This is a genomic window from Microbacterium sp. LWS13-1.2 (assembly GCF_040144835.1).
In the GTDB taxonomy this organism is placed as follows: domain Bacteria; phylum Actinomycetota; class Actinomycetes; order Actinomycetales; family Microbacteriaceae; genus Microbacterium.
Window position 1 is genome coordinate 3,890,167 of sequence record NZ_CP151632.1, and the last position, 26,880, is coordinate 3,917,046.

The 26,880-nt window shown below is 70.8% G+C and carries 25 protein-coding genes and 1 pseudogene; 17 read left to right on the forward strand and 9 right to left on the reverse strand.

Features of this window, described 5'->3' with window-relative positions:
• Positions 1-9: 9 nt before the first annotated feature.
• From hpaE to MRBLWS13_RS17960, 3 genes are read right to left on the reverse strand one after another with little or no spacing between them, the layout of a single operon-like run.
• Complete coding sequence (gene hpaE / locus MRBLWS13_RS17950) at positions 10-1,557, reverse strand: 5-carboxymethyl-2-hydroxymuconate semialdehyde dehydrogenase (protein ID WP_349426683.1); 1,548 nt, start codon at positions 1,555-1,557, stop codon at positions 10-12.
• A 60-nt stretch (positions 1,558-1,617) separates the two neighbouring features.
• A complete protein-coding gene (locus MRBLWS13_RS17955; protein ID WP_349426684.1) occupies positions 1,618-2,307 on the reverse strand; it encodes a GntR family transcriptional regulator in 690 nt (229 codons plus the stop codon).
• Positions 2,304-4,058, reverse strand: a complete 1,755-nt coding sequence (locus MRBLWS13_RS17960) for a fumarylacetoacetate hydrolase family protein (RefSeq protein ID WP_349426685.1) — start codon at positions 4,056-4,058, stop codon at positions 2,304-2,306. Before MRBLWS13_RS17960 ends, MRBLWS13_RS17955 begins: the two co-directional genes overlap by 4 nt.
• Positions 4,059-4,175: 117 nt before the next feature.
• Between MRBLWS13_RS17960 and MRBLWS13_RS17965 the strand changes: the two genes are divergently transcribed.
• Entirely contained in the window at positions 4,176-5,558 is a 1,383-nt protein-coding gene (locus MRBLWS13_RS17965) for an MFS transporter (protein ID WP_349426686.1), read from the forward strand.
• A gap of 88 nt (positions 5,559-5,646) precedes the next feature.
• On the opposite strand, the gene MRBLWS13_RS17970 is transcribed toward MRBLWS13_RS17965, so the two are convergent.
• Positions 5,647-6,255 carry a TetR/AcrR family transcriptional regulator gene (locus MRBLWS13_RS17970; RefSeq protein ID WP_349426687.1) on the reverse strand — a complete coding sequence of 203 codons (609 nt, stop codon included), beginning with the start codon at positions 6,253-6,255 and terminating at the stop codon, positions 5,647-5,649.
• Between the two features lie 106 nt (positions 6,256-6,361).
• Between MRBLWS13_RS17970 and MRBLWS13_RS17975 the strand changes: the two genes are divergently transcribed.
• From MRBLWS13_RS17975 to MRBLWS13_RS18020, 10 genes are all read left to right on the forward strand, one after another.
• Complete coding sequence (locus MRBLWS13_RS17975; protein WP_349426688.1) at positions 6,362-7,117, forward strand: enoyl-CoA hydratase/isomerase family protein; 756 nt, start codon at positions 6,362-6,364, stop codon at positions 7,115-7,117.
• The gene (locus MRBLWS13_RS17980; protein WP_349426689.1) at positions 7,114-7,971 is read left to right on the forward strand and encodes a 3-hydroxyacyl-CoA dehydrogenase family protein; all 858 of its coding nucleotides are present in this window, start codon (positions 7,114-7,116) and stop codon (positions 7,969-7,971) included. Before MRBLWS13_RS17975 ends, MRBLWS13_RS17980 begins: the two co-directional genes overlap by 4 nt.
• On the forward strand, positions 7,968-10,124 hold the full coding sequence (gene paaZ / locus MRBLWS13_RS17985) for a phenylacetic acid degradation bifunctional protein PaaZ (protein WP_349426690.1): 2,157 nt from the start codon (positions 7,968-7,970) through the stop codon (positions 10,122-10,124). The genes MRBLWS13_RS17980 and paaZ overlap by 4 nt, the downstream gene beginning before the upstream one ends.
• Positions 10,121-10,585: a hotdog fold thioesterase gene (locus MRBLWS13_RS17990; RefSeq protein ID WP_349426691.1), complete on the forward strand. Its 465-nt coding sequence runs from the start codon at positions 10,121-10,123 to the stop codon at positions 10,583-10,585. Before paaZ ends, MRBLWS13_RS17990 begins: the two co-directional genes overlap by 4 nt.
• Before the next feature lie 112 nt (positions 10,586-10,697).
• The gene (gene paaA, locus MRBLWS13_RS17995; protein WP_349426692.1) at positions 10,698-11,690 is read left to right on the forward strand and encodes a 1,2-phenylacetyl-CoA epoxidase subunit PaaA; all 993 of its coding nucleotides are present in this window, start codon (positions 10,698-10,700) and stop codon (positions 11,688-11,690) included.
• Positions 11,687-11,992 (forward strand): 1,2-phenylacetyl-CoA epoxidase subunit PaaB, encoded by a 306-nt coding sequence (paaB, locus tag MRBLWS13_RS18000; RefSeq protein ID WP_349426693.1) that lies wholly within the window; start codon positions 11,687-11,689, stop codon positions 11,990-11,992. The genes paaA and paaB overlap by 4 nt, the downstream gene beginning before the upstream one ends.
• A 167-nt stretch (positions 11,993-12,159) precedes the next feature.
• On the forward strand, positions 12,160-12,942 hold the full coding sequence (gene paaC, locus MRBLWS13_RS18005; RefSeq protein WP_349429094.1) for a 1,2-phenylacetyl-CoA epoxidase subunit PaaC: 783 nt from the start codon (positions 12,160-12,162) through the stop codon (positions 12,940-12,942).
• Between the two features lie 128 nt (positions 12,943-13,070).
• Positions 13,071-13,586 carry a 1,2-phenylacetyl-CoA epoxidase subunit PaaD gene (paaD, locus tag MRBLWS13_RS18010; RefSeq protein ID WP_349429095.1) on the forward strand — a complete coding sequence of 172 codons (516 nt, stop codon included), beginning with the start codon at positions 13,071-13,073 and terminating at the stop codon, positions 13,584-13,586.
• The gene (gene paaE, locus MRBLWS13_RS18015) at positions 13,586-14,800 is read left to right on the forward strand and encodes a 1,2-phenylacetyl-CoA epoxidase subunit PaaE (RefSeq protein ID WP_349426694.1); all 1,215 of its coding nucleotides are present in this window, start codon (positions 13,586-13,588) and stop codon (positions 14,798-14,800) included. Before paaD ends, paaE begins: the two co-directional genes overlap by 1 nt.
• A gap of 9 nt (positions 14,801-14,809) precedes the next feature.
• Positions 14,810-15,571 (forward strand): enoyl-CoA hydratase-related protein, encoded by a 762-nt coding sequence (locus MRBLWS13_RS18020; protein ID WP_349426695.1) that lies wholly within the window; start codon positions 14,810-14,812, stop codon positions 15,569-15,571.
• Between the two features lie 91 nt (positions 15,572-15,662).
• On the opposite strand, the gene MRBLWS13_RS18025 is transcribed toward MRBLWS13_RS18020, so the two are convergent.
• Both MRBLWS13_RS18025 and MRBLWS13_RS18030 read right to left on the reverse strand, forming a co-directional pair.
• The gene (locus tag MRBLWS13_RS18025) at positions 15,663-15,983 is read right to left on the reverse strand and encodes a hypothetical protein (protein ID WP_349426696.1); all 321 of its coding nucleotides are present in this window, start codon (positions 15,981-15,983) and stop codon (positions 15,663-15,665) included.
• A gap of 175 nt (positions 15,984-16,158) precedes the next feature.
• Entirely contained in the window at positions 16,159-17,811 is a 1,653-nt protein-coding gene (locus MRBLWS13_RS18030; protein ID WP_349429096.1) for a thiamine pyrophosphate-binding protein, read from the reverse strand.
• Between the two features lie 158 nt (positions 17,812-17,969).
• On the opposite strand from MRBLWS13_RS18030, the gene MRBLWS13_RS18035 reads away from it, so the two are divergent.
• Positions 17,970-18,278: a hypothetical protein gene (locus tag MRBLWS13_RS18035; RefSeq protein WP_349426697.1), complete on the forward strand. Its 309-nt coding sequence runs from the start codon at positions 17,970-17,972 to the stop codon at positions 18,276-18,278.
• 172 nt (positions 18,279-18,450) lie between these two features.
• Here MRBLWS13_RS18035 and MRBLWS13_RS18040 read toward each other — a convergent pair whose 3' ends face one another.
• Positions 18,451-19,161: an IclR family transcriptional regulator gene (locus tag MRBLWS13_RS18040; protein WP_349426698.1), complete on the reverse strand. Its 711-nt coding sequence runs from the start codon at positions 19,159-19,161 to the stop codon at positions 18,451-18,453.
• A 162-nt stretch (positions 19,162-19,323) separates the two neighbouring features.
• Here MRBLWS13_RS18040 and MRBLWS13_RS18045 point away from each other — a divergent pair, with 162 nt between their 5' ends.
• The 3 genes from MRBLWS13_RS18045 to MRBLWS13_RS18055 all read left to right on the forward strand — a co-directional run bounded on the left by MRBLWS13_RS18045 (position 19,324) and on the right by MRBLWS13_RS18055 (position 23,606).
• Positions 19,324-21,258, forward strand: coding sequence for an FAD-dependent monooxygenase (locus MRBLWS13_RS18045; RefSeq protein ID WP_349426699.1), 1,935 nt, complete (start codon positions 19,324-19,326; stop codon positions 21,256-21,258).
• A 158-nt stretch (positions 21,259-21,416) separates the two neighbouring features.
• Complete coding sequence (locus tag MRBLWS13_RS18050; RefSeq protein ID WP_349429097.1) at positions 21,417-22,886, forward strand: NAD-dependent succinate-semialdehyde dehydrogenase; 1,470 nt, start codon at positions 21,417-21,419, stop codon at positions 22,884-22,886.
• Positions 22,887-22,934: 48 nt separating this feature from the next.
• Positions 22,935-23,606, forward strand: a complete 672-nt coding sequence (locus tag MRBLWS13_RS18055; protein WP_349426700.1) for a VOC family protein — start codon at positions 22,935-22,937, stop codon at positions 23,604-23,606.
• A gap of 154 nt (positions 23,607-23,760) precedes the next feature.
• On the opposite strand, the pseudogene MRBLWS13_RS18060 reads toward MRBLWS13_RS18055, so the two are convergent.
• A pseudogene (locus tag MRBLWS13_RS18060) lies at positions 23,761-23,973 on the reverse strand (DoxX family protein); the annotation flags it as partial.
• Positions 23,974-24,053: 80 nt separating this feature from the next.
• Between MRBLWS13_RS18060 and MRBLWS13_RS18065 the strand changes: the two are divergent.
• Positions 24,054-24,263 carry a helix-turn-helix domain-containing protein gene (locus MRBLWS13_RS18065; RefSeq protein WP_349426701.1) on the forward strand — a complete coding sequence of 70 codons (210 nt, stop codon included), beginning with the start codon at positions 24,054-24,056 and terminating at the stop codon, positions 24,261-24,263.
• Positions 24,264-24,313: 50 nt separating this feature from the next.
• Positions 24,314-25,396 (forward strand): winged helix DNA-binding domain-containing protein, encoded by a 1,083-nt coding sequence (locus MRBLWS13_RS18070; protein WP_349426702.1) that lies wholly within the window; start codon positions 24,314-24,316, stop codon positions 25,394-25,396.
• Between the two features lie 33 nt (positions 25,397-25,429).
• Here the strand turns inward: MRBLWS13_RS18070 and MRBLWS13_RS18075 are convergent, their stop codons facing one another.
• Entirely contained in the window at positions 25,430-26,866 is a 1,437-nt protein-coding gene (locus MRBLWS13_RS18075; RefSeq protein ID WP_349426703.1) for a helix-turn-helix domain-containing protein, read from the reverse strand.
• Positions 26,867-26,880 lie beyond the last annotated feature (14 nt).

Here is a 26,880-nt window from a genome sequence, read left to right on the forward strand (position 1 = left end):
TGCCTCGGCTCAGGCCTTGCCGAAGGTCGGGTTGTGGGCGGGGCCGAGGGTGATGTGCACGGCCTGCTGGTCGGTGTAGAAGTCGATCGAGCGGTAGCCGCCCTCGTGGCCGAGGCCGGAGGCCTTGACGCCGCCGAACGGGGTGCGGAGGTCGCGGACGTTGTTCGAGTTGAGCCACACCATGCCGGCCTCGATGGCCTGCGAGAAGTTGTGGGCGCGCTTGAGGTCGTTCGTCCACACGTACGCTGCGAGGCCGTACTTCACGCCGTTGGCGAGCTCCAGCGCCTCTTCGTCGGAGTCGAACGGGGTGATCGCGACGACCGGGCCGAAGATCTCCTCCTGGAAGATGCGGGCGTCGGGCGCGACGTCGGCGAACACGGTCGGGCGCACGAAGTTGCCCGCGGCGAACCCGTCGGCGCGGCCGCCGCCGGCGACCAGGCGCGCTTCGCGCTTGCCGATCTCGATGTAGCTCATCACCTTGTCGTAGTGCTCGGGGTGCACGAGCGCCCCGACCTCGGTCTTCGGGTCGTGCGGGTAGCCGACCACGACGCGCTCGGCCTGCGCGGCGTAGCGCTCGACGAACTCGTCGTAGACGGCGCGCTCCACGAGGATGCGCGAGCCGGCGGTGCAGCGCTCGCCGTTGAGCGAGAAGACGCCGAAGATCGTCGCGTCGATCGCGGCCTCGAGGTCGGCGTCGGCGAACACGACGGCCGGGCTCTTGCCGCCCAGCTCCATCGACAGGCCCTTCAGGAACGGTGCGGCGTTGCCGAAGATGAGCTGACCGGTGCGGCTCTCGCCGGTGAACGAGATGAGCGGCACATCGGGATGCTTCACCAGGGCGTCGCCGGCGTCTTCGCCGAGGCCGTTGACGAGGTTGAAGACGCCCTGCGGCAGCCCGGCCTCCTCGAAGATGCCCGCCCACAGCGAGGCCGACAGCGGCGTGAACTCGGCGGGCTTCAGCACGACGGTGTTGCCCGTCGCGAGCGCGGGGCCGAGCTTCCACGACTCGAGCATGAACGGCGTGTTCCACGGCGTGATGAGGCCGGCGACGCCGATGGGCTTGCGGTTGACGTAATTCATCTGGCGGCCGGGCACCTTGTAGGCGTCGTCGGCCTGCGCCACGATCAGGTCGGCGAAGAACCGGAAGTTCTCGGCGGCGCGACGCGCCTGCCCGAGCGCCTGGGTGATCGGCAGCCCCGAGTCGAACGACTCGAGCTCGGCCAGCCGGGCGTCGCGGGACTCGACGATGTCGGCGATGCGGTGCAGCACGCGCGAGCGCTCGCGGGGCAGCATCCGCGGCCAGGGCCCCTCGGTGAAGGCGCGCCGTGCGGCGGCGACGGCCCGGTCGATGTCGGCCTTCTTGCCGGCGGCGGCCTGCACGTAGGTCTCGTTGGTGACGGGATCGAGCACGTCGAACGTGTCGCCGTCGGCCGAGTCGACGAACTCGCCGTCGATGTAGTGCTGGATGCGGGTGGGGAGGCCCTCGGGCACGTGCCGCGTCGCCGCGGCGGCGTCAGGCGCTTCGCTTCCGGGACGGGTCGTGGTGGTGTCGGTCATTGCTTGCTCCTTCGTCGGAGGTCGTGGTCCGGATGCCGGGGGCGCCGGCATCCGGAAGGTTCAGAACGCCGGGAGGCCGAGGGCCTCGTCGGGATGCTCGTGGATCATGTAGGCGTCGAGGGTCGCCGAGCGATGCCGTCGCGCGGCCTTCTCGATCTCGCCGAGGGGGGCGCCGGTCTCGATCAGCTGCAGGATGTTCTCGTGCTCGCGTACCGACTCGGCGGCGCGGCCCGGCACGAAGCTGAAGGTCGAGTCACGCAGGTGGCCCAGCCGGCCCCACTCGGCGTCGACGAGATCGAGCATCCGCGGGTTCGCGCACTTCGTGAACAGCGCCGCGTGGAACTCCTGGTTGAGTCCCGTGAACGCCCGCGGGTCGAAGTGCTCGAGGGTCTCGATCATGAGCTCGTTGATCCGCCGCGCCGCGCGGATGTCGTCGGGCGTGAGTCGTCGCGCCGCCAGCGCGGTGGCCGCTCCCTCGAGGATCGACAGCGCCTGCATGCTGAACCGGTACTGCGAGTCGTCGACCATCGACACCCGCGCGCCGACGTTGCGCTCGAACGTGACGAGTCCCTCGGCCTCGAGCTGGCGGATGGCCTCGCGCACCGGCACGACGCTCATGTCGAGCTCGCCCGCGATGCTCCCGAGCACCAGCCGGTACCCCGGGGTGAACTCCTGGCTGGCGATCCGCTCCTTCACCCAGCGGTACGCGAGCTGCGACTTGCTGAGCGTCGTGGACGTGTCGGGGGTCATCGTCCAGCCTCCCGCGCGGCCGCGAACCGTGCCCGCCATTCGGCGTTCATCGGGAAGAGCCCGTCGACCGGATGCCCCTCCGCGACGCGCTCGGCGATCCACGCGTCCTCGTCCTCCTGGGCGAGCGCCCCGTCGACGACCTCCTCGACGATCGCGGGCGGGATCACGACGACCCCGTCGGCGTCGCCGACGATGACGTCGCCGGGCTGCACGGTCGTGCCGCCGCATGCGATCGTCAGGTCGGCGTCCCACGGGACGTGCTTGCGCCCGAGGACAGCGGGGTGCACGCCGGACGAGTACACCGGGATGCCGACTGCCGCGACGGCTGCGGCATCCCGCACCCCGCCGTCGGTGACGATGCCGGCGGCGCCCCGAGCATGCGCGCGGATCGCCAGGATGTCGCCCAGCGTGCCCGACCCGGCCTCGCCGCGTGCCTCGATCACGACGACCTCACCGTCGCCGACGGCGTCGAACACGCGCTTCTGCGCGTTGTAGCCGCCGCCGTGGGTGGCGAACAGGTCCTCGCGGTTGGGGACGAAGCGCAGCGTGCGCGCCGTGCCGACCAGCTTGGATGCCGGATGCAGCGGCCGGACGCCGTCGATGTGCACGTTGTTCAGCCCGCGCTTGCGCAGCTGCGCCGAGAGCCCGGCGACGGGAACGGCTTCGAGCTTCGCGCGCAGCTCGGGGGAGAGCCCCGCGGTCGTTGAACGAGCTTGCGAGTCGAAACGCGCTTCGGCTCGGTCGCTCGTCGGCTCGGCGCGTACTCCGGTCGTTGAGCGAGCTTGCGAGTCGAAACGCGCTTCGCCTCCGTCGCTCGTCGGTTCGGCGCGTACTCCGGTCGTTGAGCGAGCTTGCGAGTCGAAACGCGCTTCGCCTCCGTCGCTCGTCGGTTCGGCGCGTTTCGTCTCGCTCGTTCCTCGCTCGCTCAACGACCGAGTTCCTCGCTCGCTCAACGACCGGGAGGCGGCTTCCGGCGAGCCCCACGCCTCGGTGCGCTGCAGGTCGTCGGCCTCAGGGAGCGAGCCGAGGTCGGCGTCGAAGTCTGCGACGCCCTGGACGACCGTCGTCACCAGCCGCCCGGAGGACGACCCGCCCGGGACGTCGACCTCCACTTCGACGACGTCGCCGGGCTGCGCGACGGACGAGCCGGCGGGGGTTCCGGTGAGGATCACGTCGCCCGGCTCCAGGGTGAAGTGCTGCGACAGGTCGGCGACGAGCTGCGCCAGCGGGAAGAACATGCCCGCGGACGTGTCGTCCTGGACGAGGTCCCCGTTGAGCCAGGTGCGCACGCGGAGCGCGTCAGGGTGCACGAGGCGGGCGTCGATGAGCGCCGGGCCGATCGGGGTGTAGCCGTCGCCGCCCTTCGACCGCACGTTGGAGCCCTTGTCGTTGGCGCGCAGGTCGTACAGGCCGAAGTCGTTGGCGGCGGTGACCCCAGCCACGTGGGACCAGGCGTCGGTGAGCGCCACGTGCCGGGCCGCCTCGCCGATCACGAGCGCGATCTCGCCTTCGAAGGCGAGCAGCTCGGTGCCGGCGGGGCGCTCGATGGTGCTGCCGGACGCCGCGACCGAGCTCGACGGCTTGAAGAAGTACGACGGATGCTGCGGCCGGCGCCCGCGCTGGTCGGCACGCGACGCATAGCTGAGGTGGACGGCGACGATCTTTCCCGGGCGCGCGGGGAGGGCCGCGAACCGCGGATCCGCCGGGGGATCCGCCGCACCCGACGGGGCGGCATCCGTGATCTCGTCCATTCGAGCTCCCTCACTCTTGCGTCGTATCCGAAATCGTATATGATCGTGCAGCATCCGGCAACCAACCCCGAAACACCGCCGGAGACGACGACGTCAGCCCCCGACACAGGAGTCACCATGAGCACATCGCAACCCGAGGCGGGGTTCACCCCCACCGGAACCATCGCCGCATCCGTCGACCGCCGCCGGGTCGTCTTCGCGACCGTCGTCGGCACCACCGTCGAGTGGTACGACTTCTTCATCTACGCCACGGCCGTCGGCCTGGTGTTCGGTCAGCTGTTCTTCGCGCCGCTCGGTGCGAACAGCGCGATCGTGGCCTTCGCCACCGTCGGCGTGAGCTTCCTGTTCCGCCCACTCGGCGCCTTCCTCGCCGGCCACTTCGGTGACAAGTACGGTCGCAAGGTCGTGCTGATGTGGACGCTGATCCTGATGGGCGCGGCGACCGCGCTGATCGGCGTGCTGCCCACCTACGAGGCCATCGGCATCTGGGCGCCGATCCTCCTGGTGCTGCTGCGCATCCTGCAGGGCATCTCGGCCGGCGGCGAGTGGGGCGGCGCGGTCCTCATGGCCGTCGAGCACGCGCCGCGCACCCGCCGCGGCGCCTTCGGCGCATCGCCGCAGATCGGCGTTCCCCTCGGCCTGCTGCTCGCCTCGGGCGTCATGGCGCTCATGGCGATGATCGCCCCGGGCGACGCGTTCCTCGTGTGGGGCTGGCGCGTGCCGTTCCTCCTCAGCGTCGTGCTCATCCTCGTCGGCTACTACGTGCGCCGCCGTGTCGAAGAGAGCCCCGTGTTCGCCGAGCTGGCCGAGCGCAAGGAGAAGGCGCGGATGCCGATCGTCACGCTCTTCCGCAAGCACGCCCTGCTGGTGTTCATCGCCGCGCTCGTGTTCGCGGGGAACAACGCGGTCGGCTACATGACGACGGGCGGCTACATCCAGGGATACTCGACCAACCCCGAGGGTCCGCTCGCGCTCGAGCGGGGTCCGGTGCTCTGGGCCGTCGCCGGCTCCGCGGTGACGTGGCTGCTGTCGACGCTGGCCGCCGGGTTCGTGTCGGACCGCATCGGCCGGCGGACGACGTACATCATCGGCTGGATCCTGCAGCTCGTCGGCGTCTTCCTGCTGTTCCCGCTCGTGAACACGGGGAACATCTGGCTGCTGTTCCTCGGCCTTGCGATCCTCACTTTCGGCCTCGGCTTCACGTACGGGCCGCAGGCGGCGCTGTACTCCGAGCTCTTCCCGGCATCCATCCGCTTCTCGGGGGTCTCGATCTCGTACGCGATCGGCGCGATCCTGGGCGGCGCGTTCGCCCCGACCATCGCGACGGCGCTCGTGCAGGCGACCGGCTCGACGCTGTCCGTCACGTGGTACCTCGCCGGCATGACGGTCGTCGGCCTGCTCGCCACGCTGCTGCTGCGCGATCGCTCCGGCATCCCGCTCGGCCCCGACCACGAGGCGGAGCAGTCGGTCAGCCCGATCTACGGCATGGCGAAGGCCTGACCTTCTCCGTCCCACTGCTCGCCTGTCACGAAGTGCGGCCCACGCCCACCATTCGTGACAGGTGAGCGGTTGGGCCTCGGGCCGGGCGTCAGCGGGTGCGCATGCCGTCGAGGGCGACGGCGACCACGTCGTGCGCGAGGCGGTCGCGGTCGACCGGGCCGGTGGGGCGGTACCACTCGACGATCGAGTTCACCATGCCGAAGAGCAGGCGGGTGGCGACGGCGCCGTCCACGTCGGCGCGCACCTGACCCGCGCGCTGAGCCTCGACGACGAGCGCGGTGACCCGGTGGTCGAATGCGCGCCGCCGCTCGAGCGCGGCGCGCTCCACGTCGCTGTTGCCGCGGACGCGGAGCAGCAGGGTGACGTGGGGCAGCTTGTCGACGAGCACTCGGACCGCACCGCGCAGCACCGCGCCGAGCCGCTCGGCGGGGTCGTCGACGGCGGCATCGGGGGCGTCGAGCACTCCCTCGAGCCCGTCGAGGGCCTCGTCGAGCGCAAGGGCGAGCAGCTGCTCCTTCGAGTCGAAGTGGTGATAGAGCGCCGACTTCGTGAGGCCGAGCCGCGAGGCGAGGTCGGCGACCGACGTGGCGTCGTAGCCCTGCTCGTTGAACAGCGTCACGGCGACCGTCAGCACCTGGTCCCGGTCGTAGCCCGGGCGCCCGCGGCGGGCGGGGAGGGGCTCGGCGGTCGCGGACATGCGCCCAGTCTGGCACCGGTCTGCACAGGATCCGCACAACGGAGGGATATTACTGAACGATCGGTCAAGTATTATGGTCGCGACCGCGATGGAGCGGATCGAGAGGATGCCGATGCCAGCGTCGAGTGCAGGGCCGCTGCAGATCCAGCGCCGCGTGGATCGCGTCGTCGCCACGCTGACGCGACCCGAGGTGCGCAACGCCATCGATCAGGACATGATCAACCGGCTGCACGAGCTCTGCGACGAGCTGGAGCGCGAACCCCGCACCCTGATCCTGACCGGCTCCGACGGCGTGTTCGCCTCGGGAGCCGACATCGCACAGCTGCGCGAGCGCCGCGCCGCCGACGCCCGCCGCGGCATCAACACCCGCGCGTTCCAAAGGGTGCGCAGCCTCCCGATGCCGGTGATCGCCGCGATCGACGGCTACGCGCTGGGCGGGGGCGCCGAGCTCGCCTACGCGGCCGACATCCGCATCGGCACGCCCGCACTCCAAATCGGCAACCCCGAGACCGGCCTGGGCATCATCGCCGCCGCGGGTGCCACGTGGCGCCTGCCCGAGATCGTCGGCGAAGCGCGGGCAGCCGAGATGCTGCTGACCGGACGGATACTGGATGCCGGCACCGCCGTCGCCTGGGGACTCGTGTCGTCGCTGTACGAGCCGGCCGATCTGCTCGCGGCCGCCCACGCGATCGCCGACCGCATCGCGCGCAACGATCCGCTCGCGACGCGCTACACGAAGACCGCCCTGCGGGCGCCGCGCACCGCGCACCCCGAGATCGAGCTCGAACTGCAGGCGAAGCTCTTCGAGAGCCCCGAGAAGGAGCGGCGCATGGCCGCGTTCCTTGAGAGCCGCAAGCGATGAGCGTGCCGGAGCGCGTCGGCGTGATCGGCGGCGGCCGCATGGGCGCCGGCATCGCGCACGCGTTCGTGCTCGCGGGCGCCGAGGTGATCGTGGTCGAGCGCGACGTGGAGGCGGCGGCTGCGGCATCCGCTCGCCTGCTCGACACGGTGCGGCGCAGCGTCGAGCGCGGCGCAACCGACCGTGACGTCGACGCACTCGCCTCGGCGATCGGGACGGCGACGGATGCCGCAGCTCTCGCCGGCTGCCGGCTGGTGGTCGAGGCGGTGCCGGAGGAGCGCGATGTGAAGGTCGCGGCCCTCACGCGCGCGGAGCACGTTCTCTCGCCCGATGCCGCGCTCGCCAGCAACACGTCGTCGATCTCCATCGACGACCTCGCGTCGGTGCTGGCCCGGCCGGAGCGCTTTCTCGGGCTGCACTTCTTCAACCCCGTGCCCGCGTCGCAGCTCGTGGAGGTCGTGACCGGGGCCGCCACCGAGCCGGACCTCGTCGACGAGGCGAGGACGTGGATCGAGGCTCTCGGCAAGACGCCGATCGTCGTCCGCGACAGCCCGGGCTTCGCGTCGAGCCGCCTCGGCGTCGCGCTCGGCCTGGAGGCCATCCGGATGCTCGAGGAGGGCGTCGCCTCGGCCACCGACATCGACGCGGCGATGGAGCTCGGCTACCGGCATCCGGCAGGGCCGCTGCGCACGACCGACCTCGTCGGCCTCGACGTGCGGCTCGGGATCGCCGAAGAGCTGCACCGACGGCTGGGGGAGCGGTTCGCGCCGCCGCTGCTGCTGCGGCGCCTCGTCGCCGAGGGACATCTCGGCCGCAAGAGCGGCCGCGGCTTCTACGAATGGAGTGAACAGCGATGATCGAGCAGACAGGGACCGTCGAGCGGCCGGGCACCATCGAGCCGTCCCCGACCGGCATCCTTCCCAGCTATCTCCGCGACGAGTGGTGGAGTCCCGACACCGGCGACGACGCGACCCCGGTGCTCGATTCGTCGACGGGTGAGGTCGTCACGTATCTGAGCACGCAGGGCGTCGATCTCGCGGGCGCGATCGCCCATGCCCGCACGGTCGGGCAGGTGGGCCTCGGCGCGCTGACGTTCCACCAGCGGGCGCTGCTGCTCAAGCAGTTCGGCATCGCTCTGACCGCGCGCAAGGAGGAGCTCTACGAGCTGTCGAAGCGCGCCGGCGCCACGGTGCGCGACTCGCTCAACGACATCGACGGCGGCATCGGCGTGCTGTTCACGTACTCGTCGAAGGGGCGCCGTGAGCTGCCCAACGCGCAGGTGTACCTGGACGGCCCGGTCGAGTCGCTGTCGAAGGACGGCTCGTTCCTCGGCCGCCACGTCTACACGCGGCTGCCGGGTGTCGCCGTGCAGATCAACGCCTTCAACTTCCCGATGTGGGGTGCGCTCGAGAAGTACGCCCCGGCCTTCCTCGCCGGCGTGCCGACGATCGTGAAGCCCGCGTCGCCGACCGCGTACGTCGCCGAGGCGTGGGTGCGCATCCTCGTCGAGACCGGACTCCTGCCCGCCGGGTCGCTGCAGCTGGTGAGCGGCGCGGTGCCCGGCCTGTTCGACCATCTCGGGCTGGGCGACCTCGTCGGCTTCACCGGCAGCGCGTCGACGGCCGAGCGGCTGCGCGCGCAGGCCGCGCCGGGGCTGCGGTTCACGAGCGAGACCGACTCGATCAATGCGTCGGTGCTCGGGCCCGACGCGGTGCCGGGCACGCCGGAGTTCGACGCGTACGTCACGCAGCTCCTGGTCGAGCTGACGACGAAGGCCGGTCAGAAGTGCACCGCGATCCGCCGCGCCATCGTCCCGTCCGACGCGGTCGCCCCGCTCGTCGAGGCGCTGCGGCAGATGATCGCCGAGCGCGTCGTCGTCGGTGATCCCCACGCGGAGTCCGTCACGATGGGACCGCTCGTCTCCCTTGCGCAGCGCGACGAGGTGCTGCGCGCCGTCGACGCGCTCGAGGCCGCCGGCGGGCGGATCGTGCTGGGAACGACGGACGCGCCCGACGTCACGCGCGCGGACGGCTCCACAGGGCCTGCCCCGGACGGCGCGTTCGTCGGCCCGATCCTGATCGGGTTCGACGGTGAGGCGGCCGCCCTGCCCGACGCGGTCCACGACGTCGAGGCGTTCGGCCCGGTGGCGAGCGTGCTCGCGTACCGGACAGTGGAGGAGGCCGCCGACCTCGTCGGTCGCGGCGGCGGATCGCTCGTCACGAGCATCGCGACGTCCGACCCCGGCGTGGCGGCGACCCTCCTCGCGCGCACCGCGGCGTACAACGGGCGACTGCTGTTCCTCGACCGGGACGACGCCCGCACCTCCACGGGGCACGGCGCGCCCGTGCCGCACCTCGTCCACGGTGGGCCGGGCCGCGCCGGCGGCGGGGAGGAGCTCGGCGGCATCCGCGCGGTGCTGCACCACATGCAGCGCACCGCGGTGCAGGGCTCGCCCGCGATGCTGACGGCGCTCACCGGCGTCTGGCACCAGGGGGCGGCATCCCGCTCCGACCGCCACCCGTTCCGCAAGTCGCTCGCCGAGCTGGTCATCGGCGACCAGCTCGCGTCGCCGTCGCGCGCGGTCACCCTCGACGACATCGAGACGTTCGCGAACTTCACGGGCGACCGCTTCTACGCCCACATGGATGAGGAGGCGGCGGCCGCCAACCCATTCTTCCCCGGTCGCGTGGCGCACGGCTACCTGCTCGTGTCGTGGGCGGCCGGGCTCTTCGTGGACCCGGATCCCGGTCCGGTGCTGGCGAACTACGGGCTCGAGAACCTGCGCTTCATGACGCCGGTGTCACCCGACGACGAGATCCGTGTCGTGCTGACCGCGAAGCAGATCACCCCGCGCGAGACCGACGACTACGGCGAGGTGCGGTGGGACGCCGTCATCCTCAACCAGCGCGACGACATCGTCGCGACCTACGACGTGCTCACGCTGGTCGCCAAGACCGCGGAGGGGGCCGCGGCAACCGGAGATCCCGTACCGGCAGAGGTCGGAGCGTGAGCGAGCCCGCCGACCACTTCGCCGGGGAACGGAGCATGCTGCAGCGTGACCGCGCATCGGCGGCGCTGGGCATGGTGGTCGAGCGCGACGTGCCGGGCGAAGCCATCGTGTCGATGCGCGTGCGCGACGACATGACGAACGGCTTCGCGATCACGCACGGCGGAATGGTGTTCGCGCTCGCCGACACGGCGTTCGCGATGGCGTGCAACGCCGTGGCCACGGGTGAAGATGGCGCGGATGCCGACATCACGGTGGCGGCCGGCGCCGACATCTCGTTCCTCAAGGCGACGCGCGCCGGGCAGACGCTGACCGCCCACGCGCGCCGCCGCGCGCTCGCCGGCCGCAGCGGGCTGTACGACGTGACGGTGACCGACGAGACCGGGGATGTCGTGGCCGAATTCCGCGGGCGGTCCTTCACCACGCGGCCGTCGGGCTCCGACCGCCCCGGCGCCGCCGGCTGACGGTGGCCGCGGTATCCGTCCTGGGTTAGACTTACTGAACGAACGGTCTGTAATCCTTCGACAGGCTCAGGAGCCGCGGAGGACAGGCTCACGAACCGGAACGGAGTCGATGATGACGACCGATGTGCTGATCGACGAGGCTGCCGAGCAGGCGGCCTTCGACGCGATCATCGAGGCGGATTCGCGCATCGAGCCGCGCGACTGGATGCCGGCCGCGTATCGGAAGACCCTGATCCGGCAGATCTCGCAGCACGCGCACTCCGAGATCATCGGCATGCAGCCCGAGGGCAACTGGATCACCCGTGCGCCGAGCCTCAAGCGCAAGGCGATCCTGATGGCCAAGGTGCAGGACGAAGCCGGTCACGGGCTGTACCTGTACTCCGCCGCGCAGACCCTCGGCATCACCCGCGACGAGATGACCGAGCAGCTCATCGAGGGCCGCGCGCGCTATTCGTCGATCTTCAATTACCCGACGCCGACCTGGGCCGACATGGGGGCGATCGGCTGGCTCGTCGACGGCGCCGCGATCTGCAATCAGGTGCCGCTGTGCCGTGCCTCGTACGGCCCGTACGGCCGGGCGATGGTGCGCATCTGCAAGGAGGAGTCGTTCCACCAGCGGCAGGGATTCGAGATCCTGCTGACGCTCATGCAGGGAACGCCCGCGCAGCGACGGATGGCGCAGGATGCCGTCGACCGCTGGTACTGGCCCTCGCTCATGATGTTCGGGCCTCCCGACGACGAGTCGCCCAACTCGGCGCAGTCCATGGCGTGGAAGATCAAGCGGTTCTCGAACGACGACCTGCGGCAGCGCTTCATCGGGATGCTGGTGCCCCAGGCCGAGGTGCTCGGTGTGACCCTTCCCGACCCCGAGCTGCGATGGGACGAGAAGGCGGACCGCTGGCACACGAGCGAGATCGACTGGACGGAGTTCCACGAGGTGCTCGCCGGCCGCGGGCCGATGAACGTCGAGCGCATCCGGCACCGCCGCACCGCGCACGAGGACGGCGCCTGGGTGCGCGAGGCGGCCGCCGAGTACGCGCGCAAGCAGGTCGGCATCCGGTCGTTGAGCGAGCGAGGAACGAACGGGAACGAGGTGGCGCGATGACGACGTCAGGCGCCTCGCCGCGCGAGTCATGGCCCCTGTGGGAGGTGTTCGTCCGCGCCGGACGCGGCCTCAGTCACGTGCACGCGGGCTCGCTGCACGCACCCGACGCCGACTTCGCGCTCCGCAATGCCCGCGATGTCTACACGCGCCGGAGCGAGGGCACGTCGATCTGGGTGGTTCCCGCCGATGCGATCACGACGAGCGACCCCGACTCCAGGGGCGCGTTCTTCGAGAGCCCCGCCGGCAAGAACTACCGCCACGCCACGTACTACACGGCGTCCGAGGGGGTGCCGCACCTGTGATCCACGTGCATCCCGACGGCCGGGGAGTTTCGTCTCCGCGTTTCGACTCGCAGGCTCGCTCGACGACCGCAACACCGCCGGTCGTTGCGCGACCGAGGAACGAGGCAGACGAAACATCGCGACCCGATCTCCGAGACGACGCGCACGGCGAGGTGACCGTCGAGCGCGTGGAGCTGTCGGCCGAGCTCGCGGGGGGTGAGGGCCGCGCCGCCACGGCTGACGTCGCCGAGTACGCGCTCTGGCTGGGCGACGACGCGCTGATCCTCTCGCAGCAGCTCGGCGTGTGGATCGCACGAGCCCCCGAACTCGAAGAGGACGTGGCAATCGCCAACATCGCGCTCGACCTGCTCGGACACGCGCGCTCGTTCCTGCGCTACGCGGGCGCCTACGACGACCGCACCGAGGACGACCTCGCGTACTGGCGCGAAGAACCGGAGTTCCGCTGCGCCTGGCTGTTCCAGCAGCCCAACGGAGACTTCGCGCAGACGATGGCTCGCCAGCTGGCGGCATCCGTCTACCTCTTCGAGCTGTACACCGCGCTGCAGAACTCGTCCGACGAGACGCTCGCCGCGATCGCGGCCAAGGCGGTCAAGGAGGTCGAATACCACCGCGACCACGCCGTGCAGTGGACGCTGCGCCTGGCCGGCGGTACCGACGAGTCCCGCCGCCGCATGATCCGCGCGGTGGGCGACGTCTGGCCGTACGTCGGCGAGCTCTTCCGCGACGAGCCGCTCATCGACCGGCTCGAGGACGTCGCGGTACGGCCGTCGACCCTGCAGCCGGCGTTCGACGCCGTCATCGCCGCGGTGTTCGCGGAGGCGCAGCTCGAGCTCCCGTCCGCACCGATGTCGTCGGCGGGCGGTCGCCACGGTTCGCACTTCTCGACCCTGGGGTACCTCCTTGCCGAGATGCAGGTGCTCGCCCGGCAGCATCCGGGGGTGACATGGTGACCGGCTCCGCAGCTTCCCCCGCCCGCCCCGTACCGTTTGCAGGATCGGCGGGCTCGGCGGCGCGCACATCCGCGGAATCCCGCGGGTCCGCATCGGCACCGGCCGTGGCGATCCTGCGCACGGTACGCGTGGAGGCTCAGACAGGGGGAGCCGGGGATGCCGCTGATCTCAGGGCGCGCGCGTGGGCGGTGGCGGCATCCGTTCCCGATCCCGAACTGCCGGTGCTCACCATCGAGGATCTCGGGGTGCTCCGTGACGTCGTGGTCGACGGCGCACACGCCACGGTGACGATCACGCCGACGTACTCGGGATGCCCGGCGATGGACGCGATCCGCGAGGACGTCGTGCTCGCGCTGACCGCGGCCGGATTCGACGACGTCGACGTGCGGCTCGTGCTCGCACCCGCCTGGACGACGGACTGGATGACGGATGCCGGCAAGCGCAAGCTCGTCGACTACGGCATCGCGCCGCCGACCGGGCGTGCCGGGGCCACCGGCCCGATCCGCCTGGCGCTGTCGGTACGGTGCCCCCGCTGCGGTTCGCTCGACACCCGCGAGATCGCCCGATTCGGCTCCACCTCGTGCAAGGCGCTGTACGAGTGCCGCGCCTGCCTCGAGCCCTTCGACCACTTCAAGGTGCACTGATGGATCGAGACCATCCGCCAGGGTCGAACCACGGGGTCTCGGCGGGGGAGAACCAGCGCATCGCCGAGACGCTGCTCACGACCGCGGTGGGCGGACCGCGTGGCGGCCGGCACCGTGCGCGCTTCCACACACTGCGGGTGGCCGCCGTCAGGCCGCTCACCGACGCCTCGGTCGAGGTGACGTTCGCGATCCCGGAAGAGGCGCGCGGCGAGTTCGACTACCTGGCGGGACAGCACGTGGCGCTGCGCACGATGCTCGACGGCCACGAACTGCGCCGCTCGTACTCGCTGTGCCGAGCGGAGGATGCCGGCGGGGGCGACGGTCCGCGCACGATCAGCGTCGCGATCAAGCGCGATCTCGGCGGACGCTTCTCGACGTGGGCGCAGACCGAGCTGCACGCGGGCGACGAGATCGACGTGATGAGCCCGCAGGGCACGTTCACCTCTAAGCTCGCCGACCTCGACGGTGCGCACGTCGCCGGCATCGCGGCAGGGTCGGGCATCACGCCGTTGATGGCGCTCGCCGCGACGGTGCTCGCGCGGTCCGACACCTCGCAGTTCACCCTCGTCTATACGAACCGCTCGAGCCTCGACGTGATGTTCCTGGACGAGCTCTCGGACCTCAAGGATCGCTACCCGACGCGGCTCGCCCTGCACCATGTGCTGTCGCGCGAGCAGCGCACCGCACCACTGCTGTCGGGCCGCATCGACGAGCCGCGCCTGCGGCGCATCCTCGAGGAGCTCGTGCTGCCCGACACCGTCGACGAGTGGTTCCTCTGCGGGCCGTTCGAGCTCGTCCAGCTCTGCCGCGACACGCTCGCCGACATCGGCGTCGATCCCGCGCACGTGCGCTACGAGCTGTTCACGACCGGCGAGGGGGAGCGGGCCGAGCCCGCGGCCGGCCGGCCGGTGGTGGTCGCCGAGGATGAACCGGTGCGTCGCCTCGAGTTCACCCTCGACGGCCAGTCGCAGGCCGTCGACAGCCCGGTGGCCGCGCACGAGTCCATCCTCAACGCGGCGCTGCGCGTGCGCCCGGACGTGCCGTTCGCGTGCGCCGGCGGCGTCTGCGGCACCTGCCGCGCACGGCTGCTGCAGGGCTCGGTGACCATGACCGAGAACTACGCGCTCGAGCCCGACGAGCTCGAGCGCGGTTACGTGCTCACCTGTCAGTCCCATCCCACGACCGACACCGTCGTGGTCGACTACGACGTCTAGGAGGACGAGTTGATCGAGCTTTCCATCGCCGGCGATGTGGCCGAGGTCGTGCTCAATGCGCCCGAGAAGCTCAACGCCCTGTCGCTGCGCGAACTGGGAGAGATGGATGCCGCCTACCGCGCGGCCGAAGACGCCGGCGTGCGGGCGCTGGTGCTCCGTGCCGAGGGGCGTGCGTTCTGTGCGGGTCGCGACATCGCCGGCGTCGACCCCGAGACCGACGATGTGCCCGAGTACCTCACGGGCGTCGAGACGCTCATGCGGCGGATCGCGGCGTTCCCCGCTCCCACGTTCGCGGCCGTGCACGGCGCATGCCTCGGAGTGGGGCTGGGGCTCGCCATCGCGACCGACGTCGTCTATGTCGCCGACGACGCCAAGATCGGATCGCCCTTCGCGAGCCTCGGCGCGATGCTCGACTCGGGCGGTCACGCGCTCCTCTACGAGCGGCTCGGAGCGCATCGCGCGCTCGACCTGATCTATACCGGCGAGCTCATGAGCGGCGCCGAGGCGGTCGCGGCCGGACTCTTCAGCCGTGCCATGCCGGTCGAGGAGGTGTTCGACTTCACGCAGCAGCGGGCGTCGGTCGCGGCATCCGGCCCCACCGCCGCCTTCGTGACGTCGAAGCGCCTCATCGCGCGTCTGCGGGGCGAGCGCCTGTGGGATGCCGTCTCCGAAGAAGCCCGCGGGCAAGAGGCGCTGCGCACCACCGCCGACTACCGCGAGGGGTTCCAGGCCTTCCAGCAGAAGCGCCGCCCCGACTTCCGCGGTGAGTGACCCTCACGATCCGGCGTTCGGGGGTTGCGTTGTGTGGGTTCGCTCGGTGGGATGCCGCGTGTTGTGGCACCCGAGCCGCGGGGTCGAAGGATCACGCGAGGTCGGAGCCCGTCCGCTCGGCGATGAGTGCGGCAACCCCCGCCAGCAGGCGCTCGATGCCGAAATGCAGCGCTGCGTCGCGGTCGCCGTCGCGCGCGGCGTCGGCGAAGGCGGCCGACGAGCGCGGATAGTCGGCGAAACGCGCCGCCAGCACCGGCCCCAGCTGGGCGGCGAGATTCTGCTCGGGATAGGGTCCTTCGGCCTGCTGCCGCACCATCGACTGCGCATGGCCGGCCAGGAGCGCCAGCAGGTCGAGTCGCTCTCCGCCGCGAGCGGCAGCTCGCTCATCGCCTCCAGCCCCGCTCGTACGCATGCGCGACTGGTCGTTCCGCAACGCGCTGATGTATCGGATGATGCTGTGGATCACCGACGCGTTCGCCACGGACGCCGGTCTGCCGGACTACGACCTGCGATGAGCGGCGGTGGCCGGTGGCCGGTGCACGAAGCGGTGGCAGGAGGCATCCGCTCTCCGCCCGCGGGAGCAGTGCTCAGGAGTTCACGCGGATGATCTCGCGCTGGTACGGCGCCACGACCGTGCCCGAGATGCGGCAGTCCAGCACCAGGAACGGGCGGGATGCCGCGGGCTCGGTGACCCACGTCGCCAGGCGCTCCAGATCGTCGAGGTCGCGCACGACCACGCCCTCGGCGCCGACGCCCGCTGCGAGGGCCGCGAAGTCGACCTCGGGGATGAGCATGGGCTCCTGCGCGAGGCCCTTGAGCCCGTAGAGGTTCACTTCGGCGCCGTATGCGGCGTCGTTCCAGACGACCGCGAGTCCGCGCCCGCCCGCGACCCGCACCGCGGACTCGAGGTCGGCGAGCGCCATGAGCCCACCGCCGTCTCCGGTCGTGAGCACGACGGTGGCCGACGGCTTCGCGAGTACGGCGCCGGGGACCGACGGCCAGCCCAGCCCGATCGACTGGAACGCCGTCCCGACCATGATCATCCGGTCGGGGGCGGCAACCGGCCAGTACATGTTCGCCCATCCGATGAAGTGCCCGCCGTCCGACACGACCACACGGTCATCGGGCAGCAGCTCGCCGATCCGGGTCGCGACCGATCGGGGGTCGAGCCGGCCGTCGGGTGCCACGCCCTCGCCGGGGTCGTATGCGCGAAGGGGCATGATGTCCACGGCCTCGCGCCAGCCGCTCGGGCCGGTGCTCCGCCCCCGCAGTCTGTCCGCGACCGCGCGCGCGACCGTCGCGGCATCCCCGCGCACATATCCGCCCACGTGGGGGTGGGTGGCTGCCGGCGCCACATCCACCTGGAACACACGCGTGCCGGGCGCGAAGAGGTCGCCGAACCGCATCGTGAACTGGTTGAGGGACGCCCCGAACACGACCGCCACGTCGGCCTCGCGGACCAGCTCCATGGCGCTCTCGGCGCCGAAGCCTCCGGTCACGCCGAGGTCGAACTCGCTGCGGGGGAAGATCGACCGACCGAGCGCGGTCGAGGCGGTGATGGCGCCGACGGCATCGGCGACCTCACCGAGCGCCTCACCCGCGCCCGATATCCAGGCGCCGTGACCGGCGAGCAGGAACGGGCGCTCGGCCGATGCCAGTGCCTCGACGATCCGCTCGACGGCGCCCTCGGCGAACGGTCCGGCCGGCACCAGCGGCCCGGGCAGGCGAGGCTCATGAGCCTCGGGCATCGGGCCTGCGTCGCGCGCCGCCACGTCGTACGGGATCGCGAGCACCGTTGGCACGCGGTAGGTGAGCGCGTGCTCGATCGCGATGACCGTCGTGGCCGCGGCATCTGCTCGCCCGACGGTGTACGTCCTCGCGCCGACGGCCGACGCGAGGGCGATCTGGTCGACGTCCCACGGGCGCGGACCCGATGTCGGCTCGTCGCCGACGACGAGCACGAGCGGAACATGCGCCTGCACCGCCTCGGCGAGGGCGGTGAGCGTGTTCGTGAATCCGGCGCCGTAGGTCGCGGTCGCCGCCGCGAGCCGGCCCGAGGCGCGGTGGTAGGCGTCGGCGGCCACGACGCCGCCCGCCTCGTGGCGCACGGCGGTGAAGTGCACCTCGGTGGAGCGCTCCAGCGCGTCCAGGAAGTGGGCGTTGCCGTTGCCCATGACGCCGAAGACGTGGTCGATGTGACGGGCGAGGGTGAGGGCGACGTGGGCCGAGACGGTGCTCATGGCGGGGGTGGCGGGCACGGCGACGCCTTTCGAGACGGAACGGATGATGAGGCCGTATGTGTCTCGCGCGTGCGCGCTGCGTGCCCATTTTTCGAGCACCGGCGGGCGACGATGCCGCCGGACCTGTCGAGTATAGGTCTTCCGCCAAGATGGGAGTCATGAAGACGATCCAGCTGCGCCGGTACACGCTCGTCGACGGGGAGTACGACGCGTTCGTCGCCTGGTGGAACGAGTGGATGCCGAAGGTGCGGCTCGCCGCCGGCTTCGCCATCGAGTTCGCCTACGGCCTGCCCGAGACGAACGAGTTCGTGTGGGCGGTCAGCGCCCCCGGCGACGCGGAGGCGTTCCTCGCCCTCGAGAAGGAGTACCTGGGATCCGAAGGGCGCGCCGAGGCGTTCGTAGGGGTGCCGCAGCGCGTCGCCGAGCACAACATCCGCCTGGTCACCGAGTACCCCACGACGGCGTAGTCGAACCGGCGGGTTCGAGGAAGCTGCCGTCCAACAAACGCAGGTTCCGGGCATCCCGAACCTGCGATACGTGGACCGCATCCGGGGTGTCGCGGCCTCGTGAACCCTGCCGTCCAGGAAACGCAGGTTCCTGGCATCCCGAACCTGCGAAACCTGGACCGCATCCCCGGGATCAGCCGCCGAGCGCGTCGCGGATCGCGGTCGCCGACTCCGTCAGCCGTGCCGCGATCTCGTCGTCGCTGTGCGCGCTGGCCACGAACACGACGGCGACCGCCGCCGGTCCGCGTCCGCGCACGGCGAGCGGCACCGCGACGGCGCGCAGGCTCGGGATGACCTCGTCGTGGCTGGTCGCGAAGCCGCGGGCGGCGGCATCCCGCACCTCCGCCGCCAGCGCGGCCGACAGATCGCCCGGCCACGACGGCTCGGGCAGCAGCGACAGGATCGCCTTGCCCGGCGCGCCGCGCGTGATCGGATGCCGTGTGCCCGGCCGCTGCGCGACGGGGTTCACGGCGTGCCGCGGCTCGACGCTCGAGAGCGTCACGCACTCGTCGTGGTCGAGCACGGCGAGGAAGCAGGTCACGCCCAGGTCGCCCGCGACCGCGGTGAGCTCGGGGAGGGCCTCTGCCTGCAGATCGTGCGCCACGCCCGCGGCGAGGGCGGCCATCCGCGCACCGAGCTCGACGCGGCCGGCGGGGTCCCGCTCGACCAGCCCGTGATCCTCGAGCGTGCGCAGCAGCCGGTAGGCGACCGAGCGGTGCACGTCGAGCCGCTGGGCGATCTCGTCGATCGACAGCGGCCCGCGCGCCTCGGCGAGCACTTCGAGGATCCGGATGCCGCGGCTCAGGGTCTGCGAGGCGGGAGCGGTGGAGGTGGCAGGGGACACGAGGCTCGCTGTCTCGTCGCACGGCGGTCTTGCCGCGTCGACGCGGGTCATATACGATCTGTTCAATAGTAGAACGCCGTGTTCGAATATAGAACACGGCGATCCTCAATACAAGCTCCCATGCCCCCAAGCCCTCGACACCGTCGTCCGAGGAGGACACCGATGCAGTTCCACCACCACGGCTACGTCTCGGCCGACCCGCGGGTGCAGGATGCCGCCGGCACCGGCGTCGATCGCCCCGCCGCACTGCCCGACGAGGTGGACGTGCTGATCGTCGGGTCCGGCCCCGCCGGCATGCTGCTGGCCGCCCAGATGTCGCAGTTCCCCGGCGTCACCACCCGCATCATCGAGCGCCGCGAGGGACGCCTGGTGCTCGGCCAGGCCGACGGCATCCAGCCGCGCAGCGTCGAGACGTTCCAGGCGTTCGGCTTCGCCGAGCGCATCGTCGCCGAGGCGTACAACATCGCCTACATGAACTTCTGGGGACCCGATCCCGAGAACCCGCGCAACATCATCCGCACCGCGCGCACCGAGGACTACGCCTTCAAGATCAGCGAGTTCCCGCATCTGATCGTGAACCAGGCGCGCGTGCTCGACTACTTCGCCGAAGCCGCAGCCCTCGGCCCCGGCCGCATCGTCCCCGACTACGGCATCGAGTTCGTCGGCCTCACCGTGCACGACGGCGCCGGCGAGAGCGCCGGCGCTGGTGAGTACCCCGTCGAGGTGCGACTCCGGTACACGGCGGGGGAGCGTGCCGGCGAAGAGCGCGTCATCCGCGCAAAGTACGTCGTCGGCTCCGACGGCGCCCGCAGCGGTGTCCGCGAGGCGATCGGACGCTCGCACGTCGGAGCGTTCTCGGCACACGCGTGGGGTGTCATGGACGTCCTCGTCAACACCGACTTCCCGGATTGGCGCACCAAGTGCGCGATCAACTCCGAGGCCGGCAACATCCTCCACATCCCGCGCGAGGGCGGCTATCTCAGCCGCATGTACATCGATCTCGGCGAGGTCGCAGCCGACGACGACCACCGTGTCCGCCGCACCCCGATCGAGGAGATCATCCGGCGCGCCAACGAGATCCTCCACCCGTACACGATCGACGTGAAGCAGGTCGCGTGGCACAGCGTGTACGAAGTCGGCCACCGCGTCACCGACAAGTTCGACGACGTCGACGTCGACCAGGGCCACGACCCGCGCGTGTTCCTCACCGGCGACGCCTGCCACACGCACAGTGCCAAGGCCGGGCAGGGCATGAACGTCTCGATGCAGGACGGCTTCAACCTCGGCTGGAAGCTCGGGCACGTCCTCACCGGCCTCAGTCCTGCTTCCTTGCTCTCGACGTACTCGGCCGAGCGTCAGCCCGTCGCGCAGCAGCTCATCGACTTCGACCGCGAGTGGTCGGCGCTCATGGCGCGCAAGCCCGAGGAGATCTCCGACCCGCAGGAACTCGCCACGTTCTACCTCGGCACCGCCGAGTTCCCCTCCGGGTTCATGACGCAGTACGGCCCGTCGATGATCGTGACGGATGCCGCGCACCAGCAGCTCGCCGAGGGCTTCCCGCTGGGCAAGCGCTTCAAGTCCGTCGAGGTCGTCCGGGTGTGCGACGGCAACGCCGTGCACCTCGGTCACCACGCCAGAGCCGACGGCCGCTGGCGCGTGTATGCCTTTGCGGACACCCCGGCGGCGGGGGAGGCATCCGTTCTCTCGGACTGGGCGGAGTTCATGGCGTCGCCGCAGTCGCCCGTGCACCGCTTCACGCCGGAGGGCGCCGACATCGACGCCGTCTTCGACGTGAAGGTCGTCTACCAGCAGCGCTTCGACGACGTCGACATCTCACGGGTACCCGAGTTGTTCCTGCCGCGGACGGGACCGCTCGGACTCATCGACTGGGAGAAGGTCTATGCGGCGGCGCCCAGCGCCTGGACCACCGACGACATCTTCGAGGAGCGCGGGCTCTCGCGCGACGGCGTCGTCGTCGTGGTCCGCCCCGACCAGTACCTCGCCGCCGTGCTCCCGCTCCGGGCGACCGACGAGCTCGCCGCCTTCTTCGCCCAGGTGTTCCTGCCCCAGCACGAGCCGGCGACCGCCGCCGGTTGAGTGCGTCCGCGGCGGCGAAACAACACGCAGAGCTGTACATCGCGTATATCGGCCGCTTCGGCGGCGGCGGGCAGAATTGGCCCGGTAGACATCGACAGAACGGATGCCGTGAGCTGCGGCGTCCGTGAGACGACAAGGGAGTCCCCGTGACCACGACGATCACCGAAACCCGTGAGTCCGAGCTGCTGGCGTCCGTGCCCGACGGGCTGTTCATCGGCGGGCAGTGGCGCGCGGCATCCGGCGACAAGACGCTGAAGGTCTACGACCCCGCCAACGGCGAGGTCGTGAAGGAGATCGCCAACGCGTCGCCCGAGGATGGCAAGGCCGCGCTCGATGCGGCCGTCGAGGCGTTCCCCGGGTGGGCGGCGACGCCGGCGCGCGAGCGTGCCGAGATCCTGCGTCGCGCGTTCGATCTGCTGCAGGAGCGCAAGGAGGACTTCGCGCTGCTGATGACGATCGAGATGGGCAAGCCGTTGGCGGAGGCGCGCGGCGAGGTCGCGTATGGCGGTGAGTTCCTGCGCTGGTTCAGTGAGGAGACGGCCCGGGTGCAGGGCCGCTATGGCGCGAACCCCGAGGGCACCGGTCGCATGATCGTGTCGCAGCATCCGGTGGGTCCGTGCTTCCTGATCACGCCGTGGAACTTCCCGCTGGCGATGGCGACCCGCAAAATCGCGCCGGCGCTGGCCGCGGGCTGCACCGTGGTGATCAAGCCCGCCGAGCTCACGCCGCTGACCACGCTGTTCTTCGCGAAGCTGCTCGAGGACGCTGGCCTGCCCAGGGGTGTCGTCAACGTGTTCACCACGTCGACCTCGGGCGCCGTGTCGGAGCCGATCATCCGCGATCCGCGCCTGCGCAAGCTCTCGTTCACCGGGTCGACTCAGGTCGGTCAGCGCCTGCTCGAGCAGGCCTCCCAGGGCGTGCTGCGCACGTCGATGGAGCTCGGCGGCAACGCGCCGTTCGTGGTTTTCGACGACGCCGATCTCGACAAGGCGGTGGACGGCGCGATGCTTGCGAAGTTCCGCAACATCGGCCAGGCGTGCACGGCCGCGAACCGGTTCATCGTGCACCGCTCGGTCGCCGACGAGTTCGCGCGGCGGGTGACCGAGCGGGTGAACGGCTTCACGATCGGCCGCGGCACCGAGGAGGGCGTGACCATCGGCCCGCTGATCGATGACCGTGCGGTCGCCAAGGCGTCGCAGCTGGTGCAGGATGCCGTCTCGCGCGGCGCCAAGGTCGCCACCGGCGGCAACGAGATCGAGGGGCCGGGGACGTTCTACGAGCCGACCGTCGTCACCGACGTGCAGCCGGGGTCCGACATCCTCCGCGAGGAGATCTTCGGACCGGTGCTCGCCATCATCCCGTTCGACACCGAGGACGACGCCGTGCGCCTCGCGAACGACACCGAGTACGGGCTCGTCTCGTACGTCTTCACCGAGAGCCTCGCGCGCGGGCAGCGCATGATCGAGCGCCTCGAGACCGGCATGATGGGCCTGAACATGGGCGTCGTCTCCAACGCCGCCGCGCCGTTCGGCGGCTGGAAGATGTCGGGCCTGGGCCGCGAGGGCGGCGCCGAGGGCATCCACGAGTACCTGCAGACGAAGTACACCCTCACACCGAACCCGTTCTGACCCCCGCGGCCCCCACTACCCTGGGCGCAGACAAGCGAAGGAGCTCCCATGGGCGAGTCGACGAGCGGATCGGGCTGGATCACCCCGGCCGAGTTCCACCGAGCGCCGGGGGTCTCGGACTGGCGCGTCACGGGCAGAGGCCCCCAGGCCGTCTTCACCTCGATATCGCTGTCCCACGCGGCGGGGCTCCTCGCCCCGGTCATCACCGCCGCCGAGCGATTCGGGGTACTGCCCGACGTCGACGTGCGTCCCGAGGGTGTCGTCGTGCGCATCCCTCACCGCGGCCCGGAGGGGATCCCCGCGGCCGCCGTGGAGTTCGCCGCTGCCGTCTCCCGAGCCGCCGCCGAGCTGCAGCTGACGCCCGATCCCTCGCTCGCGCAGTCGATCGGCATCTACGTCGCCCAGCACTCCCAGGCCGATGTGCGACCGTTCTTCACCGCCGCGCTGGGCTACGAGGCCTTCGGAGACACGGATGCCGTCGACCCGCTTCGCTGCGGGCCGCAGCTCGCCTTCAACCCGATCAGCGGCGACACTCCGGCGAGGGGCCGGACGCACTTCGACGTCTTCGTGCCGGCCGACCAGGCCCGCGCGCGGGTGGATGCCGCGCTCGCCGCCGGCGGCAGACTCGTCGACGACTCGCACGCGCCCGCGTGGTGGTCGCTCGCATCGCCCGACAACCACGGCGTCGACATCGCGTCCTGGACCGACACCCACGACTGATCAGAGCACGACGAGGAAGCCCAGCACTGCACTGGCTGCCGAGAGCACGGCGAGGACGATCGACGGCGTCGCGTTCTCCTTGCGACGGGCGTGGACGACGATTTGCGCCGACCATGACGATGGTGAGCGCCGCGGCGGCGATCGGGGTGAGGATCGGCGCGATGCCCGTGAGCAGCGGGAGGATCAGGCCGAGGCCGCCGATGAGTTCGGCGGCGCCGATGAGCTTGACGGTCGGGTCGGCGAAGTCGTCGGCCCAGGTCATGCCGCTCGCGACCAGGGCGGGCTTCGGACGGGCGATCTTCATCGAACCGGCCGCGATGAACGCGAGCGCGAGCAGGCCGTTGAGGATCCAGAGGGCGATGGTCATTTGTACCCAGGGAGAGATCGTGGGGTCTGTTACTTCGGTTCACCGAGCTCCAGCGCCACATCCCGGGCATCTCGCAGCGCATGCTGACGCTCACGCTTCACCAGCTCGAGCGGGACGGGCTCATCACCCGCACCGTCCACGCCGAGGTGCCGCCGCGCGTCGAGTACGAGCTCACCGAGCTCGGCGGCACCCTCATCCAGCACGCCAGGGCGCTCGCCGACTGGGCGATCGAGAACCAGTCGAGCATCGAGGACTCCCGAGCGGCCTACGACGACGCACATCAGCGCTGACCACCCGATCGCGGACACCGCACGTCCGCGGCCTGCGCCATGATGGGCGGATGGACGCAGCCTCGACCACGCGCGACGAACGGCTCCGGTCCCATCGTCTGAGCGCTCCCGCGCGGAGCGTCGCGGACACCGCGCGCCACATGCTGGCGACGCAGGGCCAGGAGTTCTGGGGCGGGCGCTGGGCGCTGGCGGCCCGCACGAGCGGCCGGACCACGATCCGCGACGTGGATGCGGCGTTCGACGGCGGCGATATCGTGCGGTCGTGGACCATGCGGGGAACGATCCACGTCATCCCCGCCGAAGACCTCGCGTGGGTGCTGTCCATCACGGGGGAGCGGCAGCGTCGGCAGGCGGCGGCCGTGCACCGCGCGGAGGGCATCGACGGGCCGGAGCTCGACCAGGCCGAGGCGGCCGTGCGCGCCGCCCTCGGCGGCGGCAACCGCCTGACGCGCAAGGAGCTCTTCGAGGTGCTCGAGCTCGCGGGTGTCTCGACCGCCAAGCAGCGCGGCTATCATCTGCTCGTCGCGCTGTCGCTGCGCGGAGTGGTGTGCCAGGGACCTGTCGTGCCACGCGAGAGCGGTCCGACCCGCGAGCAGTACCTCGTGCTCGTCGACGAGTGGGTGCGCGAGCCGGCGACGCCGGGTGATCCGCTCGCAGAGTACTTCTTCCGCTTCATCGCCTCGCACGGGCCGGCAGGCGCCCGGGACTTCGCCTGGTGGTCGTCGCTGCCGCTCGGGACCGCCCGCAGCGCGGCGGAGGCGGCATCCGATCGCCTGGTCGTCGTGGGCGACGAACCCGAGCCGCAGTACATCGTCGCGGGCAAGCGACCCAGGCTCGTGCCGACCGCGCCCCAGGTCGTCGCGCTCCCGCCGTTCGAGGAGTACTACATCTCGTACGCCGATCGCACGGTCCCGTGCGCGCCGGAGTTCCTGACCGCCATCGGTCCGAGCATGAACGGGATCGTGCGGCCGATCATCGTGGCCCGCGGCCAGATCGTGGGTGTCTGGACCCACTCGGTCGCCGTCGGACGCCACGCCGACGATCCGATCCCCGAGCTGTTCACCGCCGAGCTGTCGACCGACGAGGAAGTCGCGGCCGCGCTCGACCGCTACCGCAACTTCATCACTGCCTAGCGCCCTTCGACAGGCTCAGGGGCCGGGCTCTCGTCAGGCATGGCGATCGAGGAAGTCGTAGACCTCGTTGTCGTCGACGCCGGGGAACGCCCCGCGGGGGAGCGGCGAGAACATCTGCATGTGCACGCGCGCGCTCGGCCATGCTTTACCCGACCAGCGCTCCGAGACGTCCGAGGCGACGCGTCGACAGCACGACTCGTCGGGGCAGGTGGAGGTGGCGCGCTTCTGCGTCTCGCGTCCGCGGAACCACCGCGCGTCGTCGAAGGGCACTCCGACGGTGATCGAGAACTCGCCCGCCGAGGTGCTGCCGGTCTGCGTCGAGCACCAGTAGGTGCCCGCGGGGGTGTCGGTGTACTGGTAGTGCTCGGTCGTCCGGTTCTGCTCCGAGAACGCGGCGCGCGCCGAGAACCTGCGGCAGGCGATCTGCCCGTCGACAGCGCCGGTGACGTCCATCGGCAGGGGCAGGTCGTCGTTCTCGTAGACGCGCGAGATGGCTCCCGAACCGTCGACTCGGAGGAAGTGCAGCTTGATCCCCAGGTGGTGGGTCGCGAGGTTGGTCAGGCGCATGCCCGCCGCCTCGTGGGTCACACCGAACGCGTCGCGGAAGTCCTCGACTGCGAGGTTGCGGTCCTTCTTGGCCTGCTGGAGGAACGCGACCGACGCGGTCTCGGGCATGAGGCAGCACGCCGCGTAGTAGTTGATCTCGAGTCGCTGCTGCAGGAAGTCGGCGTAGTCGGTCGGGCGCTTGTGCCCGAGCAGGCGGTGCGCCATCGCCTGCAGTGCCATCGATCGCAGGCCATGACCGCCGGGGATGGATGCCGGAGGCAGATAGATGCGGCCGTGCTCGAGGTCCGTCACCGAGCGGGTCGAGTGCGGCAGGTCGTTGACGTAGATGAGTTCGAAGCCGAGCTTCTCGGCCATGATGCTGACGGTGCGGTGGGTGAGCGCACCCGAGACGTGCCCGGCCGACTTGAGCTGCTTCTCGGCGAGCTTCTCGATCTCGGGCAGGTAGTTGTCGCGCGCGCGCATCATGAGACGCAACTCGGTGTTGGCGCGACGCGCCTCCTCGGGAGTCGCGATGGCCTCGCGCTCCCGGCGCTGTAGCTCGCGGTGCAGGCCCAAGACCGACTCGAGCGTGTCGTCGCTGATACCCTTCGACACCTTGATCGGCGGCACGCCCAGCTGGCGGAAGACCGAACTGGTCTGCGCGCGCTGGAGCTCGATCTCGAGCGCCGCCCGCCGGTTCGGTGGCTCGGTCGACAGGAGCTCGGCCACATCGACGCCGGTGGCGGTGGCGATCGCCTGGAGCAGCGAGAGCTTCGGCTCGCGCTTGCCGTTCTCGATGAGGCTGAGCTGGCTTCCGGCGACGCCGACCAGGGCTCCGAGCTCATCCAGGGTGTAGTCGTGGGCGAGACGATGATGGCGGATGCGGTGGCCCAGGGTCGACAGTTCCAGGGAGGTGGGGGGCATTCCTTGATGGTAGC

Coding starts and splice junctions, on each gene's coding strand:
- MRBLWS13_RS17960 (WP_349426685.1), bottom strand. CDS start 4,058: ATGGACGAGATCACGGATGCCGCCCCGTCGGGTGCGGCGGATCCCCCG.
- MRBLWS13_RS17970 (WP_349426687.1), bottom strand. CDS start 6,255: ATGTCCGCGACCGCCGAGCCCCTCCCCGCCCGCCGCGGGCGCCCGGGC.
- paaZ (WP_349426690.1), top strand. CDS start 7,968: ATGATCGAGCAGACAGGGACCGTCGAGCGGCCGGGCACCATCGAGCCG.
- paaA (WP_349426692.1), top strand. CDS start 10,698: ATGACGACCGATGTGCTGATCGACGAGGCTGCCGAGCAGGCGGCCTTC.
- MRBLWS13_RS18045 (WP_349426699.1), top strand. CDS start 19,324: ATGCAGTTCCACCACCACGGCTACGTCTCGGCCGACCCGCGGGTGCAG.
- MRBLWS13_RS17980 (WP_349426689.1), top strand. CDS start 7,114: ATGAGCGTGCCGGAGCGCGTCGGCGTGATCGGCGGCGGCCGCATGGGC.
- MRBLWS13_RS17965 (WP_349426686.1), top strand. CDS start 4,176: ATGAGCACATCGCAACCCGAGGCGGGGTTCACCCCCACCGGAACCATC.
- paaB (WP_349426693.1), top strand. CDS start 11,687: ATGACGACGTCAGGCGCCTCGCCGCGCGAGTCATGGCCCCTGTGGGAG.
- hpaE (WP_349426683.1), bottom strand. CDS start 1,557: ATGACCGACACCACCACGACCCGTCCCGGAAGCGAAGCGCCTGACGCC.
- MRBLWS13_RS18035 (WP_349426697.1), top strand. CDS start 17,970: ATGAAGACGATCCAGCTGCGCCGGTACACGCTCGTCGACGGGGAGTAC.
- MRBLWS13_RS18075 (WP_349426703.1), bottom strand. CDS start 26,866: ATGCCCCCCACCTCCCTGGAACTGTCGACCCTGGGCCACCGCATCCGC.
- MRBLWS13_RS17975 (WP_349426688.1), top strand. CDS start 6,362: ATGCCGATGCCAGCGTCGAGTGCAGGGCCGCTGCAGATCCAGCGCCGC.
- MRBLWS13_RS18030 (WP_349429096.1), bottom strand. CDS start 17,811: ATGAGCACCGTCTCGGCCCACGTCGCCCTCACCCTCGCCCGTCACATC.
- MRBLWS13_RS18070 (WP_349426702.1), top strand. CDS start 24,314: ATGGACGCAGCCTCGACCACGCGCGACGAACGGCTCCGGTCCCATCGT.
- MRBLWS13_RS18055 (WP_349426700.1), top strand. CDS start 22,935: ATGGGCGAGTCGACGAGCGGATCGGGCTGGATCACCCCGGCCGAGTTC.
- paaE (WP_349426694.1), top strand. CDS start 13,586: ATGGATCGAGACCATCCGCCAGGGTCGAACCACGGGGTCTCGGCGGGG.
- MRBLWS13_RS18065 (WP_349426701.1), top strand. CDS start 24,054: ATGCTGACGCTCACGCTTCACCAGCTCGAGCGGGACGGGCTCATCACC.
- MRBLWS13_RS17955 (WP_349426684.1), bottom strand. CDS start 2,307: ATGACCCCCGACACGTCCACGACGCTCAGCAAGTCGCAGCTCGCGTAC.
- MRBLWS13_RS18025 (WP_349426696.1), bottom strand. CDS start 15,983: ATGCGTACGAGCGGGGCTGGAGGCGATGAGCGAGCTGCCGCTCGCGGC.